Genomic DNA, 15,250 nt, shown 5'->3' with positions numbered 1-15,250 from the left:
AATTTCTTTGAAAGGAGGGCAACCAATGCCGCAGCAGAGTCATTCAATGCTAAAATCAAAGCATTTAGAGCACAGTTTAGGGGAGTCGGAGATATGCCATTCTTTATTTTTAGATTATATAAATTAACAGCCTGAAATTAACATACTTACAGATTTTTTTCAGACTAACCCCAAAAAGTCCCGCAAATCTCAACGACCTACGGGACCCCAGAATAAACAGAACTTAGAATACTCTTTAGTATCCCTTCAATAAGTTGCAAACAGCAGAATAGAATCACTCAAAACAGACTTTCCACACCGATTAGGAACCAACACTTATGATTCCATTCCCGCACTCTTTACAATAGACTTGCATATTGATAACCCCAAACCAGTCCCCTGTGCAAAAGAGCCGGGCTCTTCAAATCAGTCAAAGAACGTAGAAAATTGTTCTCGTGCATTTCATATACTGCGTCAGTAGCACTCAAATTCAACTCCTGTTTATTATTGCATAAAATATATCCATACATTACTTTGGCGTATATTATATGGCATCAGCCAACAAAATATATACGTAGCAATGTTTTTATACTGCAAAGAAAAGCTTTTCTGCATGAAGCATCTTAATTTAAAAGCTCTTGCTATAAAGAAATGTCCTAAAGTTTATAAAGAAAAGTCTTATAATATTGTATAACAATAATTTATTGTTTCATATCCATTTGGGTCTTTTTAAATTCAGAAGGTGTCATTCCCGTTTTATTCTTGAACAGACTATGAAAAGTAGGCATACTATTAATGCCGGAAGCCTCAGCTATAGCACGTAAAGTATATTCAGGATGTTCCTTCAACAAATGTATAGCATGATTCAAACGTAACTCATTGATATAACCACTCAGATTAGTACCCGTATTTTCTTTTATCATCTTAGCAAAACGGGTATTATTCATATGCGCCATTCTGACTAAATCTTCTCTTGACAAATCTGCAGAAAGATACAATTCATCTCTCCTTATCAAAGAATCCAATTTCTGAAAGACCTGTTTATTGATTTCATACTCTTTATCAATGTCGGAAGATTCTGTATCCAAGTCATTATACAGAATAGACTTATCATCTTCACCTGGCGATTGCTGTTTCTTCTTTTGCTCTGACAGCGCCTCATTTACATACTTCACCAATGCCCTGTTCTTTTCTTTGATATTACGATTCTGCAGCCAAACCTTCCAAAGAAAAAACAAGACCAGCAGTACTATAAAAAAAATAAAAGCCAGAGAAATTGTCCGTATCTTCAATTTTAAAGCTTGTTCTGCAATGTGGGCTTCTCTCTCATCAACATCGTACAAGGTTTCTAATTCCAATGCCGCATTTGTTTTTTCACGCTGATATATGCTGTCAGTCAAAGCAATGAAAACAGTACTTAGCTTCACTGCCTTTTCATATTCCTTCAAACCGGTATAAGCTTTTATCTCTTTAGACAAAATGTCACGATACTGATAATTAATTGTATCCTCTCTCCTAAAAACTTCTTTCAGCTCGCGACAATTATCTAAAACCTCCCTATACCGGCTTGTCACAAACAAATAGGGAGTAGCATCGTATTTCCCGGCAGGAGTTGAAGCTGCCAAAGTAGACTTATATTTTATAAAACATTCCTCTGCTTTCTCCTTATCACCCGAACAATAATACAAATAAGCCAGTTTGGAATACAGATAAGACTTCTGTAAGTCCAAATAAGCAGCTTGTATTCCTTCCTTGCCTTCCATTTTATCCAACAGTTTCTGTCGATATAGCCCAACGGACAACGCATCATCTATTAATCCATCATCTATCAAAAAACTCATTTTAACCCCGTTGAAATAAGAAAGCATACGCAAACCATATGCATCGTCAGCATCCCTCAAAAGTTGAATAGCTTCATCAAATGTTTCGTAAGCATCCTTTTTAAAAGACAGCCAACGCTTATTTTCTCCCATACAGAACAACAGTTTAGCCTCTGCCCGCTTATTCTCCATATCCCTCGCTTGCCTGATACCTTCAACAACATACCGGTTACTCACCTCATATTCACTCAACAAACTTGATAACTCCGCCAATGCAATCGTCATCTTAAGCAAATGTTCAGGACTATTACCAGCAATGGAATCCTGAACATAAGCTCTCCGTGCATAACGAAAAGCCAATTTGCACTGATATCTATTACGATAGACCATACTCCGCAAATCGTTTATGCGCGCAGGCATCATTACCTTCTTCTTTTCAGCTTCATCCAGTAACTGCAAGGCACGGTCGGGTTCACTCATATATATATCTGTAATATATTGATCCGTATAAAGTGAAGATTGTCCACTCTCTTTTTTTTCCTGAGCCATCAAAAAAACGCTGTTCACCCAAAATAAGAAACAGATATAAAGGAATTTTTTCATAGCATTTGAACCTATTCGGATTTACTAACTGTTCGCAAATATATACTTTTTTATTTATCCTAACAGTAAAATCATCTATCTTTGCAAAGACGAAACTTAATCAGATCAGATATGAAAATTCTTTGGATAGACCTAAATAGTTCCTACGCTCATTCTTCATTGGCACTTCCTGCGCTACATGCACAGATAGCAAACGACCCATCTATTGAATGGGCAATAGTATCTGCCACGATAAATGAGAATGTAGGAACCGTTGTAGACGAAGCTTACCGCCATAAACCCGACATCATAGCTGCAACAACCTGGCTTTTCAATCACGAACAGTTGCTACATATTACTTCAAGGCTGAAAGTATTACTTCCCGAAGCATGTCTCATATTAGGCGGTCCGGAGTTCCTCGGAAATAATGAGTTATTTCTGCGCAAGTACCCTTTTGTGGACTGCGTATTCAGAGGAGAAGGCGAGGAAGTCTTTCCCCAATGGCTGACTTGCTGGAACCAACCAGAACTGTGGAATGATATTGCCGGACTATGCTATTTGGACACTGACAAGCAATACAGAGACAATGGAACAGCCCGTGTCTTAAACTTTTCCAGACTCATTCCACCCGAAAAAAGCTGTTTCTTCAATTGGGACAAACCGTTTGTGCAACTTGAAACCACACGCGGATGTTTCAACACATGCGCCTTTTGCGTCAGCGGCGGCGAAAAACCTATACGTACACTCTCCATTGAAAACATCCGCCAACGGCTTCAAACCATTCACGAACACGGTATCAAAAACATACGTGTACTCGACCGTACATTCAACTACAATACGCATCGCGCAAAAGAACTGCTTCAGCTGTTTTTAGAATATCCCGATATACATTTTCATTTAGAGATACATCCAGCTCTTCTTTCCGAAGAACTGAAAGAAGAATTGAAACAATTGCCACAAGGTCTGCTTCACCTCGAAGCGGGAATTCAAAGTTTGCGCGAACCTGTTCTTGAGCAAAGCCACCGTATGGGAAAATTATCCGATGCCTTAAAAGGGCTGAAATTTCTATGCTCGCTCCCGAATATGGAAACGCATGCCGACCTCATTGCCGGACTTCCCCTCTATCACCTCTATGAAATATTTGAAGATGTATATACCCTTGCCGGATACAATGCAGGAGAGATACAGTTAGAATCACTCAAATTGCTTCCAGGTACGGAAATGCGTCGACGGGCAGAAGAACTTGGAATACGCTATTCCCCCTTTCCTCCTTACGAAGTTTTGGAAACCAACGAAATCAGCGTTGGAGAACTGCAAACCGCCCGCCGGCTGTCTCGCCTGTTAGATGCTTTCTACAATACTCCCGCCTGGCATACACTAACCAGAGAGTTAATATTAAATGACAAAGATTTTCTACATAACTTCCTTAAATATCTGATACAGGTAAATCTGATAGACCAGCCTATGAGTTTGGAGAAACGCGGGCTTATACTTTATGAATATTGCAAACTGGCCTATCCTGAATATAAAATCCAAGCAAGCATTGCTTGGATAGAAGCTGGCATGTCCTTAAAAAAGACTCCGGCAGAAAAAGTAAAAACCAAACATCAGATTCCGCCTGAGAAATGGGAAGTGATATATGGAGAATATAAAAGTAATCTGCGACTTTGCTTTCTTCCGCTCGATGAAAATACAAAATGCGGTTATTGGTTTGGATTTGAAACAGAAATACAGAGAACATTCCCCGTATTCAAAGCTAAAACAGATATATAACAAATATCATTTTACTGCGTTGAATAAAAATGAATTGCCGCTAAAAAGAAACTGTCACGCCACGAAGCCTGCACTGCCTCAATTCACTGCCGAAAGCTTGAAAATGCTGGTTGCAGGCAACATAAGACAGCAATAAATCCCCATGAAAAGTACTTTAATAAAATAGAACCAACTACTCTGTCGGTTTTTCTATTTCTTTCTTTATCTTTGTGGCTATATGATATTACTTTCGGCTGCATGGACAACGTTCAGAAACAGAGAGGGAGCATCATACAAAAAAGAAAAGAATAGTGAGAATTGCATACGGATAGAGTATGCAAACGTCCAAGCTGACAACAATTCTGGAAAATGAGCATAAAAAACAAGATACACCATACGGTCTATTTTCTCCTATTTGGAATAATAATAGGTATTTTAAGATGGACTATATGTATAGTAGATACAAATGGAGGCATGAATTTCACTCCTTTTTTACAAGCATTCTTGTTGATAATTGCACTGTTATTATTTGTAATTTGGGATATTGTTTTGCATAAAATAGCCTTGAGAGTAATTTCAACCATCATTTTGTTATGTTTTAACATATGGTCTTACACCTACTATTTTAAAATAGAAGAATTAAAAGAATATTGGGATGGGGTTAGATATTCGCCTAATGATGCATATCTTCCCCCCAACATTGATAATTTCATTTTTGTATGGTTGGCGAACCAAGTTCTTGTTTTTTATTTGCTTTTAGCAATAGGCATTTCACATCTATTACAGAGAAAAAAGACATTAGCAAAGCATGATAACATTTAACAGTATCCCTATCTTAACCCATAATGATGGAGATATATGAGTATATGTACGATAACTATTATAGTTATGACAACTTTATTGTCACTACTTTTATCGAGAAAGAGAGATAGTATATCTTACGTTAGATATCTACATTTTGTTCTGTATGATTACATTACCAAATAGGTGTAATAGTATTAAAAGCGATCAGGTACACCGAATAGTACACCGAAAGAATGCTTTGATATGCTTATTTTTGCTATGCACCAAAAACAAAAAATCCCTGTAAAATATTAATTTACAGGGATTTTCTTTGTTTTGCAATTCTTTCCAGCGGAGAGACAGGCTCCCGAACCTACACTTTCAGAAAATATCATAAAATTGCAAATCACTGATAATCATATATTATCTACAATGCAGAGTAAATCTAAATCTTTCTAAATGCCTTTTGCTATTTCAATTTTTGGGTGTATATTTGGGTGTAGAATTTCAAACGCACCCAATTATGAATATCAAACGTAACATCATTTTTGCATTGGAGAGCCGGAAGAAGAACGGTGTGCCAATCGTAGAGAACGTGCCTATCCGTATGCGTGTCATATACGCAAGCCAACGCATCGAGTTTACAACAGGCTACCGGATTGACGTAGCCAAATGGGATGCCGACAAACAACGGGTAAAGAACGGATGCACCAACAAGCTAAAGCAAAGCGCATCCGAAATCAATGCGGACTTGCTGAAATACTATGCAGAAATGCAAAACGTGTTCAAGGAATTTGAGGTACAGGAAACCATGCCTACCACGCAACAGTTAAAAGATGCGTTCAACTTACGGATGAAAAATACAAGTGAAGAACAGACGGAAGAAGCCCCTGTCAGCTTTTGGGAAGTGTTCGATGAGTTTGTAAAGGAGTGTGGCAATCAGAATAATTGGACGGCATCCACATACGAAAAATTTGCAGCAGTGAAAAATCACCTCAAAGAGTTCAAAGAAGATGTAACCTTTGAATACTTCAATGAGTTCGGATTGAACGAATATGTCAATTTCTTGCGTGACAAGAAAGACATGAGAAACAGCACCATCGGCAAACAGATGGGATTCCTCAAATGGTTTCTGCGCTGGAGTTTCAAGAAAGGACACCATCAGAACATTGCATACGATACATTCAAACCCAAATTGAAAACCACTTCTAAAAAGGTGATATTCCTGACGTGGGAAGAACTGAACAAATTGAAAGATTATCAGATACCGCATGACAAGCAGTATTTGGAACGTGTCAGGGATGTTTTCTTGTTCTGCTGTTTTACGAGTTTACGATATTCGGATGTTCGCAATCTGAAAAGAAGCGATGTGAAACCCGACCACATTGAAGTTACCACAGTCAAGACAGCGGACAGCCTGATAATCGAACTGAACGACCACAGCAAAGCCATTCTTGAAAAATACAAGGATGTTCATTTCGAGAATCACATGGCATTGCCCGTCATCAGCAATCAGAAGATGAATGATTATCTGAAAGAACTGGGTGAGCTGGCGGAAATCAACGAGCCTGTACGGGAAACCTACTACAAGGGGAATGAACGTATAGATGAAGTCACACCCAAGTACGCTTTGTTAAGCACCCATGCCGGAAGAAGGACATTCATCTGCAATGCGCTGGCTCTTGGAATCCCAGCACAGGTGGTCATGAAATGGACGGGACACAGCGACTACAAGGCTATGAAACCCTACATTGACATAGCGGATGATATTAAGGCGAACGCCATGAACAAGTTTAATCAACTATAAAAGTATCAAACAGTTTCATAGATAGTTACCAATGACTATATTTGTAGAAATTATCATCACAATATGAGCAACAAAGAATCCAATATAGAAAAAACGAACTTAGATGCGTTCATACACGCAGTCGGTTCGGAAATAAAACAGGCGCAAGTAAGACTAATCATCGCAGCCAATGCGCAAATGCTGTTCCACTACTGGAAAGTGGGCAACTATATTCTCTATCATCAACAACAGCATGGGTGGGGAAGTAAAATCATCAAGCAACTGGCAAAAGCTATCCGGCTGAATTTTCCTGAAAAGAAAGGCTATTCGGAACGCAACCTTACCTATATGTGTCAGTTTGCAAAGGCATATCCTTTGAGGGCATTGCAAAGTTTCATAGAAACGGATGCAAAGTTGATAGCTCCAAGTGTGGAGAGAATAGCAGACGAAGTACGCTACTTAAACGATGCGCAATTTACGCAAGAGCCTCTTGCGCAAATCCAATCCACTGATAACAATGAAATTATAATCACGCAAGAACCTCTTGCGCAAATTCATAATGTTGCCAGAACCGTATCTGATATTTACCGGATGGAAATTAAGGATATAGAAAGCGTATTCATGGCATCACCTGTTGCAAGAACCAATTGGGCAAGCCATGTGATTATGCTTAACAGTTCAATTCCATTGGGTGTAAGCTATTGGTACATGAAGCAGTCTGTGGAAATGGGCTGGAGCAGCAATGTTCTTAAAATACAAATTGAGACCAACCTGTACAGCAGACAAATCAGCAATAATAAGGTAAACAATTTCACCACTACGCTTCCTGCACCGCAAAGCGACCTCGCCAATTACCTGTTGAAAGACCCGTACATCTTTGATTTGGCTGGAACTAAAGAGAAAGCAGACGAAAGGGACATAGAAGAACAGTTGGTTAAGCACGTTACCTGTTACTTGCTGGAAATGGGCAATGGTTTTGCTTTCGTTGCACGACAGAAACATTTCCAAGTCGGAAACAGCGATTTCTATGCAGACCTGATACTATATTCTATTCCACTGCACGCATATATCGTGGTAGAATTAAAGGCTACCCCATTCAAACCGGAGTATGCAGGGCAACTGAACTTCTACATCAATGTGGTGGATGATAAACTGAGGGGAGAGAACGACAACAAGACTATCGGGTTGTTGCTGTGCAAGGGAAAAGACGAAGTTGTAGCACAATACGCATTGACAGGCTATGACCAGCCGATAGGCATCAGCGATTACCAACTGAGCAAGGCTATACCTGAAAACTTAAAATCGGCTCTGCCAAGTATAGAAGAAGTGGAAGAAGAACTGGCTTCCTTTCTTGATAAAGACAAAAATCCATAAATCCAAGATATATGGCAGGAGAAATACTGATTATGATTCCCCAATACGGTGAACTCAACCGAATATACAGTGACTTTATTGTAAGCCATACTTTTTCTTTTGACAAGCAGAAATTCATCACGAACTTCTACAAGCAATACAATGACACAAAAGCTTTTGAAGCCGCTATCCTTGAATTGGTACTTGACAAGCAGAAAGAACAGTACACTCTGATTCTCGACAGTCTAAGAGCCGAGATAGAGAAAAACATGATGCTTTACGAAAAATATCCATTGCTTGATGATGAGATAATTTCTCGTGTGTGCTACCATTTCGCTGATAGATATAATATTGATATAGAGGAACAACTGGAGGTTACACAAAAACTAAACAAGCCTTTGAACGAGGCATATAACAGATATGATTCTATTGATTACAGGGAACATACGGCAGAAGAAGAAAAGCAAGCCGAAAAGGAATATGAACGCTGCAAGGCTGAATATGAGAAAGAAAAAGAAGAACTGGACAAGCTTTACGAATTGCAAAAGCAAGCAAGAAAAGAGGCTTTCCAATATATAGAGAACTGCTGCGGAGATATTTATAAATTGAGTTTCCATTTTATGGAAATATTAGCAAAATATATTCCCGTAGCTAAAGATAAACCGGAAGAGCTAACCAAGCCAAGCGAACCCGATATGCAAGAAGAAGCACCCAAAGAGGAACAACACGAATATTTCGACATGGAGTTGCTTTCGCACGTTTACACGACCTGCGTAGGAGAACAATTCGAGAATATTTCCGAATATGATTTCTATGCTTGTATGAATCTGCACCCCGGCAAATGCAAGCTGAAAATAAAAACGAGAGAGAAAATACGTGTCTGCTACCTGATATTCCTGATGGGTGAACAACTGCCCAAACTAGACAGGGAGAATTGGAAAAAGAATATCCTCAAAATGCTGGATATTGAAGAGAACTATTACAAGTCAAAATACAAGGAACCTGTTTCCGATTTCCCAAGTGACAGCAACCAGAAGTTCGCCAAAGAAATGGACGCAATATTCCGATAATCCGTGATATACCCTGACATATTACGAAATAACCACTTTTACCACTCAAATTAATTTTTGAGTGGTATTTTTATTGTCTGATATTCAAAGAAATAATAAAATATTCCATTTACACTAACCACATCCTTACCACTTACAAACCTACCTAATTTTGCATCGTTCGAGAACAGAAATAACAGCCAGTGCGCAGGGCTGATTGTTAAACGACTAAATAGATTGGACGATGACAAATCTTCAAGAGTTATTATCAAAACCCGTCTGGCAGATGACAGGCGAAGAGTTCATATTCTTAAGCAAGCACGCTTCCGGTCAAACGGAAATGCAGCCACAGCCCGTTACGGACACAGAAAGGAAGTATGTGTACGGAATACTGGGCATTGCCAAACTGTTCGGGTGCAGCCTGCCCACCGCCAACCGCATCAAGAAAAGCGGAAAGATTGACAAGGCAATCACCCAGATAGGACGCAAGATTATCGTAGATGTGGAGCTTGCCCTTGAACTGGCCGGGAAGAAAACAGGAGGACGAAAATAACGGGAGGCATGGCTATGGACTATATTAAAGAGACTAAGGACATATCGGCAGAAGAAGCCATTATCCTTTGGCAAGCCTCACGTTTGAGCCTGTCGAAAAGTTATGAGAAAGCACCTGAAATCCTCAAAGTACATGGTTCTGTCATTGGGACATTGGGCAATTTCAGCGCATCCATCGGCAAAGCCAAAAGTAAAAAGACATTCAATGTATCGGCTATCGTAGCCGCCGCATTGAAGAACGGCACAGTGTTGCGGTATGTGGCGGAACTGCCGGAAGATAAGCGGAAAGTGCTTTATGTTGATACAGAACAAAGCCCTTACCATTGCCTGAAAGTCATGACACGCATTTTGCGGATGGCCGGCTTGCCAGATGACAGGGACAATGAGAACCTTGAATTTCTCGCTTTGAGAAAATACACGCCTGAGCAACGTATCAGGATTGTAGAACAGGCTATCTACAACACTCCCGACATTGGTCTTGTAATCATAGACGGCATCCGTGATATGGTGTACGACATCAACAGCCCCGGTGAATCCACACGCATCATATCCAAACTGATGCAGTGGACGGACGACAGGCAGATACACATCCATACGATACTGCATCAGAACAAGGGGGATGAGAATGCGAGAGGGCATATCGGTACGGAGTTGAACAACAAGGCGGAAACCGTATTGCAGGTAGAAAAGGACAAGGGCAACGGTGACATCAGCCATGTTTCAGCCATTCACATACGAGCAATGGACTTTGAGCCTTTTGCGTTCCGCATCAACGACAAAGCCCTTCCCGAACTTATAGAAGGTTACAAACCCGAAACAAAGAAACCGGGAAGACCCGAAGAAGAGAAGTTCGACCCTTACAGGCATATCACCGAGCAGCAGCACCGCATCGCATTGGAAGCCGCATTCGGTCTGAAAGAGGAATATGGTTACAAGGAACTGGAAGATGCTTTAATCAAGACCTATATGTCCGTGGGTGTAAAACTGAACCATAAAAAGGCGGTATCGCTCATCACCATGCTCCGCAACAAGCGGATGATAGTGCAGGAGAACGGCAGGAAATACACCTTCATGCCCGACTTCCACTATTAGCCCATTTCCCTGCAATCACTTCACTTTATTCTCGGGGTGTATATATTAGGAATATAGTGAAGTGATTCTGAAATGGGATTAAATCACTTCACTTTATTACCGTATCCTATATATACGAGAATTTAGTGAAGTGATTATAGACCGTACTTCCTAAAAAGGTACGGGCGAAAAGAAAAACAAATCAATTTACCAACTACTAAAACAATCATTTTATGGATATACAGACAGCCAAGCAAATCAGGATAGCGGATTATCTGCACAGTTTGGGTTATTCACCAGTAAAACAACAAGGTATCAACCTTTGGTACAAATCCCCATTTAGAGAAGAGACTGAAGCATCGTTCAAAGTGAATACCGAACGAGAACAATGGTATGACTTCGGTTTGGGTAAAGGTGGTGGCATCATTGAACTGGCTGCACACCTGTATGCTACCGACCATGTACCTTACATCTTGAAACGGATAGCGGAACAGACACCATATGTGCGCCCGGTATCTTTCTCTTTTGGCAAGCAAAACTCTTCCGAACCGAGCTTCCAACAGTTGGAGATTGTTCCGCTGTCATCTCCTGCCCTGCTTGCCTACTTGCAAGGTAGAGGAATAAATACAGAACTGGCGAAAAGAGAATGTAGTGAAGCCCGTTTCACCCACAACGGCAAGCGGTACTTTGCCATCGCCTTTCCCAATGTATCGGATGGATATGAAATCCGCAACCGCTATTTCAAGGGCTGTATCGCCCCAAAGGAAATCTCCCACATCAGACAATCAGGGAAAGCGAGGAATACCTGTTATGTATTCGAGGGGTTCATGGATTACCTCTCCTTTTTGACATTGAGACAGGAGAGCTGCCCGAATTATCCGGAGTTGGACGGGCAGGACTACATTGTATTGAATTCCGTATCGAATATAAACAAGGCTCTCTATCCGTTGGGCAATTACGAACGCATTCACTGCTTTTTCGACAACGACCATGCAGGCATGGAAGCACTCCGGCAAATCCGCAAGGAATACGGCAGAGACAGATACATCCGTGACGCTTCGCAGACTTACAACGGATGCAAGGACTTGAACGAATACTTACAGAAACAGGCTGAGAGAAAAGGGCAAGTCCAATCCGTCAAAGGGGTGCGCAGCCAGTCACCGAAAAAGAAAAACGGCTTTCGGTTATAGCCCACTATAACTACACGCTTCGCTTTCGTAGTTGTGGGCTCTCCCGAGGGGATTAGGGCTTTGCCCTAATGACCCACTCAGGGCGTTTCTCCCCTGAGAACCCAGAGCAAAGAGTGACCCTCTCTTTGCAATCTCCGCTTATGGGTTGTACCCCTAAGAACCCCACTGCGGAAGCGAAGAAACAATCTATTGCGAACAATAAAACAGAACAGCTATGGCAACAAAATCAAGCATACATATCAAGCCTTGCAACATTGCATCAAGCGAGGCTCATAACCGTAGGACTGCCGAGTATATGCGTAACATCGGCAAGTCCAAAATCTATATCGTTTCTGAACTCTCTGTCGACAACGAACAGTGGATAAATCCCAGCTTCGGCACTCCCGACTTGCGGACGCACTATGATAACATCAAATGCATGGTCAAGGAAAAGACAGGTCGTGCCATGCAAGAGAAAGAGCGTGAACGCAAAGGCAAGAACGGCAAAATAATCAAAGTGGCAGGATGTTCGCCAATCCGTGAAGGTGTACTGCTCGTCAGGCCAGACACCACATTAGCAGATGTGCGTAAATTTGGCGAGGAGTGCAAACAACGCTGGGGTATTACTCCGCTGCAAATCTTCCTGCACAAAGATGAAGGACATTGGCTGAGCGGACAACCCGAAGCCGAAGACAGGGAGAGTTTCCAAATTGCTGGAAAGTGGTTCAAGCCGAATTATCACGCTCATATCGTTTTCGATTGGATGAACCACGAAACCGGAAAGAGCCAAAAACTCAATGACGAGGATATGGCAACCATGCAAACCCTGGCTTCCAATATACTTCTGATGGAACGTGGGCAGGCAAAAGCTGTTACAGGTAAAGAGCATCTGGAACGGAACGACTTCATTATTAAGAAGCAGAAAGCCGAACTGCAACGTATAGAGGAAACCCAAAGGCACAAGGAGCAGCAAGTAACTCTTGCTGAACAAGAACTCAAACAGGTAAAATCCGAGATACGCACGAACAAGCTCAAAAGCGTAGCCACCGATGCGGCCACCGCCATAGCAAGCGGAGTCGGTTCTCTTTTCGGAAGTGGAAAACTGAAAGAGTTGGAGCATAGCAATTCGGAACTGCATAAGGAAATAGCAAAACGTGATAAAAGCATTAATGGTTTGAAAATCCAAATGAAGCATATGCAGGAACAGTATGGCAAACAGATTCAAGATCTTCAAGGAATACATAACCAAGAACTTGAAGCAAAAGACAAGGAAATATCACGATTGAACACCATTCTTGAAAAAGCGTTCAACTGGTTTCCTTTACTCAAAGAGATGTTGAGAATGGAAAAACTCTGCTATGCCATCGGATTTACCAAAGATATGGTAAACAGTCTTTTGACAAAAAAAGAAGCAATCAGATGCAATGGGAAAATCTATTCCGAAGAGCACAGACGAAAGTTTGACATCAAGAACGATATTTTCAAGGTAGAGAAAAGTCCAACCGATAGCAGTAAACTTGTGCTAACCATAAACAAGAAGCCAATTGGAGATTGGTTCAAGGAACAAATGGAAAAATTGTGGCAAAGTTTACGTCACACGACAGAAGAACCAAGAAAAAATAGAGGATTAAAGCTATAATTTGATAATATCAAGCAAGTATCAGGATGTTTTTTCTTATTTTTGTCTGACAAAAATAATATATATAATATGAACTGGATATACAAAAACCACGAACTTAAAACATCGGGTTGTTATAATATGAACTTTCTGTTCAACAATGGTAAATTTTACATAATGGATAATCATTTAGCTGCTGCTTGGTGTTGGTTACAAAAAATAGACACATCCAAAAGATATGGACTATTTCATATTGACAGACACTATGATTTATTAAATAACCTGACCGATGATTTTATAGCAGAGAATAGGAGTGAATTAATTAATAAAGATTTCTTTTTTTACTTATCTTTAAAAGATAACATGAACAACCAAGCTATTAGATATGATAATTATATTGATGCTTTTAACAAACTACACCCCAATCTTCTACAGCAAATTTATTATGCAACACATAAAGATGGAACGGATCAAAATGGCACAAGTCTTGAGCATATAAATACATACGAGCCTAACTTGTGGGAATTAGATACTAATATTAATTATTGGCTCACTGAATGTCATAAAGATATAGACCAATGGATTGTTAATATTGACTTAGATTTCTTTTTTACAGGGAGAAGATGGTGAGTGTTCTCAATTCATCACAAGAAAATACATAAAGAATATTTGTAAAGAGATAAAAAACTCACTGCCCCAAATAGATGTTGTAACAATTGCAATTAGTCCAGAGTTTTGTAATGGATGGGGGAATGCTTTCAATATATTGAGAGTAATCACTACTGAGCTAGATATTTATATGCCATATAAGTATAAAAGATATAAGAAACATTCTTTTTTATTTTAATGACAGCTATTTTAGTATACATCTTGAATACCCCTATTAAAGACATGATACTTATTAATGATTGCGATATAATTAGAGCAGATAAGCTAAATGAAATAGAAACAGTAGAATTTCCTAATTCCACTTGCATTTCAACGTGCCAATGGTGCAAACTAAGAAAAATAGTACATAAAGATTATAACTCATGCTATTGTGAAAATCCTATATGTAGATTAAAAAATACTCGTTCAACCATTTTCCCATTTATAAATATCCCTTTCCTCCAAGAACGAATATGGACAGAATGCGAAATTGGTTATTTTGATATTATAAAAAAGACAAAAGACTATAGACCGATTAAAATTGACCACATAATAATCAATTCCATCAAAGTACTAAGAATTTCTCAGCAACATCACTCATACGGTTATCGTTATGGTCGAGACGATCTTGAATTATCATATAGTTATGAAATTTCAGTAGAGATTTATAATCATGAGAATGAACAACATATCAATCACATATTCACATCAAATGATCTCATTCGGAAAGAGCCATGGGGCGAATATGATAAATCTAAAGCTCTAACAATGAAGTATCTATTTCAGAAGACTATTCCTTTGTTGAATGAATATGTAAAGTATCAAAAACCCATAAATCTGGTTAATTTCAACTACATTGAAAAAACATTGCCACAAAGAAACAATTATACCTCTAATGTTCATCGTTTTAACAAATCCGATGCACTGAATATTATATACAGCATGGAAATAAAAAATATAAATGGCAATAAAATTATCAGATTTGGAGCTAGAATGGGAGAATATATAAATTTCTATATAGCAAATCTAATAAATTCCATCCTAAATATTAATCTAAAATATGACATACAGACCAAAACAATATATTC

Annotated in this window: 13 protein-coding genes; 12 read left to right on the top strand and 1 reads right to left on the bottom strand. The window is 39.6% G+C overall.

Annotated elements, in window-relative coordinates; all coding sequences use genetic code 11:
* A partial coding sequence (locus tag AB5903_RS20055) for a transposase (protein WP_162487357.1) occupies positions 1–135 on the top strand: 135 nt, incomplete at its 5' end.
* 545 nt (positions 136–680) lie between these two features.
* On the opposite strand, the gene AB5903_RS20050 is transcribed toward AB5903_RS20055, so the two are convergent.
* Positions 681–2,402 (bottom strand): AraC family transcriptional regulator, encoded by a 1,722-nt coding sequence (locus tag AB5903_RS20050; protein ID WP_272710862.1) that lies wholly within the window; start codon positions 2,400–2,402, stop codon positions 681–683.
* Positions 2,403–2,513: 111 nt separating this feature from the next.
* Here AB5903_RS20050 and AB5903_RS20045 point away from each other — a divergent pair, with 111 nt between their 5' ends.
* The 11 genes from AB5903_RS20045 to AB5903_RS19995 form a co-directional block, all read left to right on the top strand.
* Entirely contained in the window at positions 2,514–4,154 is a 1,641-nt protein-coding gene (locus AB5903_RS20045; protein ID WP_272710861.1) for a B12-binding domain-containing radical SAM protein, read from the top strand.
* 348 nt (positions 4,155–4,502) lie between these two features.
* On the top strand, positions 4,503–4,955 hold the full coding sequence (locus AB5903_RS20040; protein WP_181993394.1) for a hypothetical protein: 453 nt from the start codon (positions 4,503–4,505) through the stop codon (positions 4,953–4,955).
* A gap of 484 nt (positions 4,956–5,439) precedes the next feature.
* A complete protein-coding gene (locus AB5903_RS20035) occupies positions 5,440–6,723 on the top strand; it encodes a site-specific integrase (RefSeq protein ID WP_118773625.1) in 1,284 nt (427 codons plus the stop codon).
* 63 nt (positions 6,724–6,786) lie between these two features.
* Entirely contained in the window at positions 6,787–8,076 is a 1,290-nt protein-coding gene (locus AB5903_RS20030; RefSeq protein ID WP_118773624.1) for a YhcG family protein, read from the top strand.
* 11 nt (positions 8,077–8,087) lie between these two features.
* Entirely contained in the window at positions 8,088–9,125 is a 1,038-nt protein-coding gene (locus tag AB5903_RS20025; protein WP_009121545.1) for a hypothetical protein, read from the top strand.
* Between the two features lie 223 nt (positions 9,126–9,348).
* Positions 9,349–9,657, top strand: coding sequence for a DUF3853 family protein (locus AB5903_RS20020; protein ID WP_009121544.1), 309 nt, complete (start codon positions 9,349–9,351; stop codon positions 9,655–9,657).
* Positions 9,658–9,671: 14 nt separating this feature from the next.
* Positions 9,672–10,748: an AAA family ATPase gene (locus tag AB5903_RS20015; protein WP_118121495.1), complete on the top strand. Its 1,077-nt coding sequence runs from the start codon at positions 9,672–9,674 to the stop codon at positions 10,746–10,748.
* Positions 10,749–10,960: 212 nt separating this feature from the next.
* Positions 10,961–11,917 carry a toprim domain-containing protein gene (locus AB5903_RS20010; RefSeq protein WP_342988137.1) on the top strand — a complete coding sequence of 319 codons (957 nt, stop codon included), beginning with the start codon at positions 10,961–10,963 and terminating at the stop codon, positions 11,915–11,917.
* A 214-nt stretch (positions 11,918–12,131) separates the two neighbouring features.
* Positions 12,132–13,535: a mobilization protein gene (locus tag AB5903_RS20005; RefSeq protein ID WP_117652900.1), complete on the top strand. Its 1,404-nt coding sequence runs from the start codon at positions 12,132–12,134 to the stop codon at positions 13,533–13,535.
* A 156-nt stretch (positions 13,536–13,691) separates the two neighbouring features.
* Positions 13,692–14,144 (top strand): UPF0489 family protein, encoded by a 453-nt coding sequence (locus tag AB5903_RS20000; protein WP_368118164.1) that lies wholly within the window; start codon positions 13,692–13,694, stop codon positions 14,142–14,144.
* A gap of 261 nt (positions 14,145–14,405) precedes the next feature.
* Positions 14,406–15,250 (top strand): hypothetical protein (locus AB5903_RS19995; RefSeq protein WP_368118162.1); only part of this gene is annotated, 845 nt, incomplete at its 3' end.

The organism is Bacteroides sp. 2201st1_D9_2201SCRN_220225 (genome assembly GCF_040928965.1).
GTDB lineage: Bacteria > Bacteroidota > Bacteroidia > Bacteroidales > Bacteroidaceae > Bacteroides > Bacteroides stercoris.
The sequence above is the reverse complement of the archived record's forward strand: the minus strand, read 5'-3'. Positions and strand labels throughout refer to the sequence as shown.

Coding starts and splice junctions, on each gene's coding strand:
- AB5903_RS20050 (WP_272710862.1), bottom strand. CDS start 2,402: ATGAAAAAATTCCTTTATATCTGTTTCTTATTTTGGGTGAACAGCGTT.
- AB5903_RS20045 (WP_272710861.1), top strand. CDS start 2,514: ATGAAAATTCTTTGGATAGACCTAAATAGTTCCTACGCTCATTCTTCA.
- AB5903_RS20040 (WP_181993394.1), top strand. CDS start 4,503: ATGAGCATAAAAAACAAGATACACCATACGGTCTATTTTCTCCTATTT.
- AB5903_RS20035 (WP_118773625.1), top strand. CDS start 5,440: ATGAATATCAAACGTAACATCATTTTTGCATTGGAGAGCCGGAAGAAG.
- AB5903_RS20030 (WP_118773624.1), top strand. CDS start 6,787: ATGAGCAACAAAGAATCCAATATAGAAAAAACGAACTTAGATGCGTTC.
- AB5903_RS20025 (WP_009121545.1), top strand. CDS start 8,088: ATGGCAGGAGAAATACTGATTATGATTCCCCAATACGGTGAACTCAAC.
- AB5903_RS20020 (WP_009121544.1), top strand. CDS start 9,349: ATGACAAATCTTCAAGAGTTATTATCAAAACCCGTCTGGCAGATGACA.
- AB5903_RS20015 (WP_118121495.1), top strand. CDS start 9,672: ATGGACTATATTAAAGAGACTAAGGACATATCGGCAGAAGAAGCCATT.
- AB5903_RS20010 (WP_342988137.1), top strand. CDS start 10,961: ATGGATATACAGACAGCCAAGCAAATCAGGATAGCGGATTATCTGCAC.
- AB5903_RS20005 (WP_117652900.1), top strand. CDS start 12,132: ATGGCAACAAAATCAAGCATACATATCAAGCCTTGCAACATTGCATCA.
- AB5903_RS20000 (WP_368118164.1), top strand. CDS start 13,692: ATGGATAATCATTTAGCTGCTGCTTGGTGTTGGTTACAAAAAATAGAC.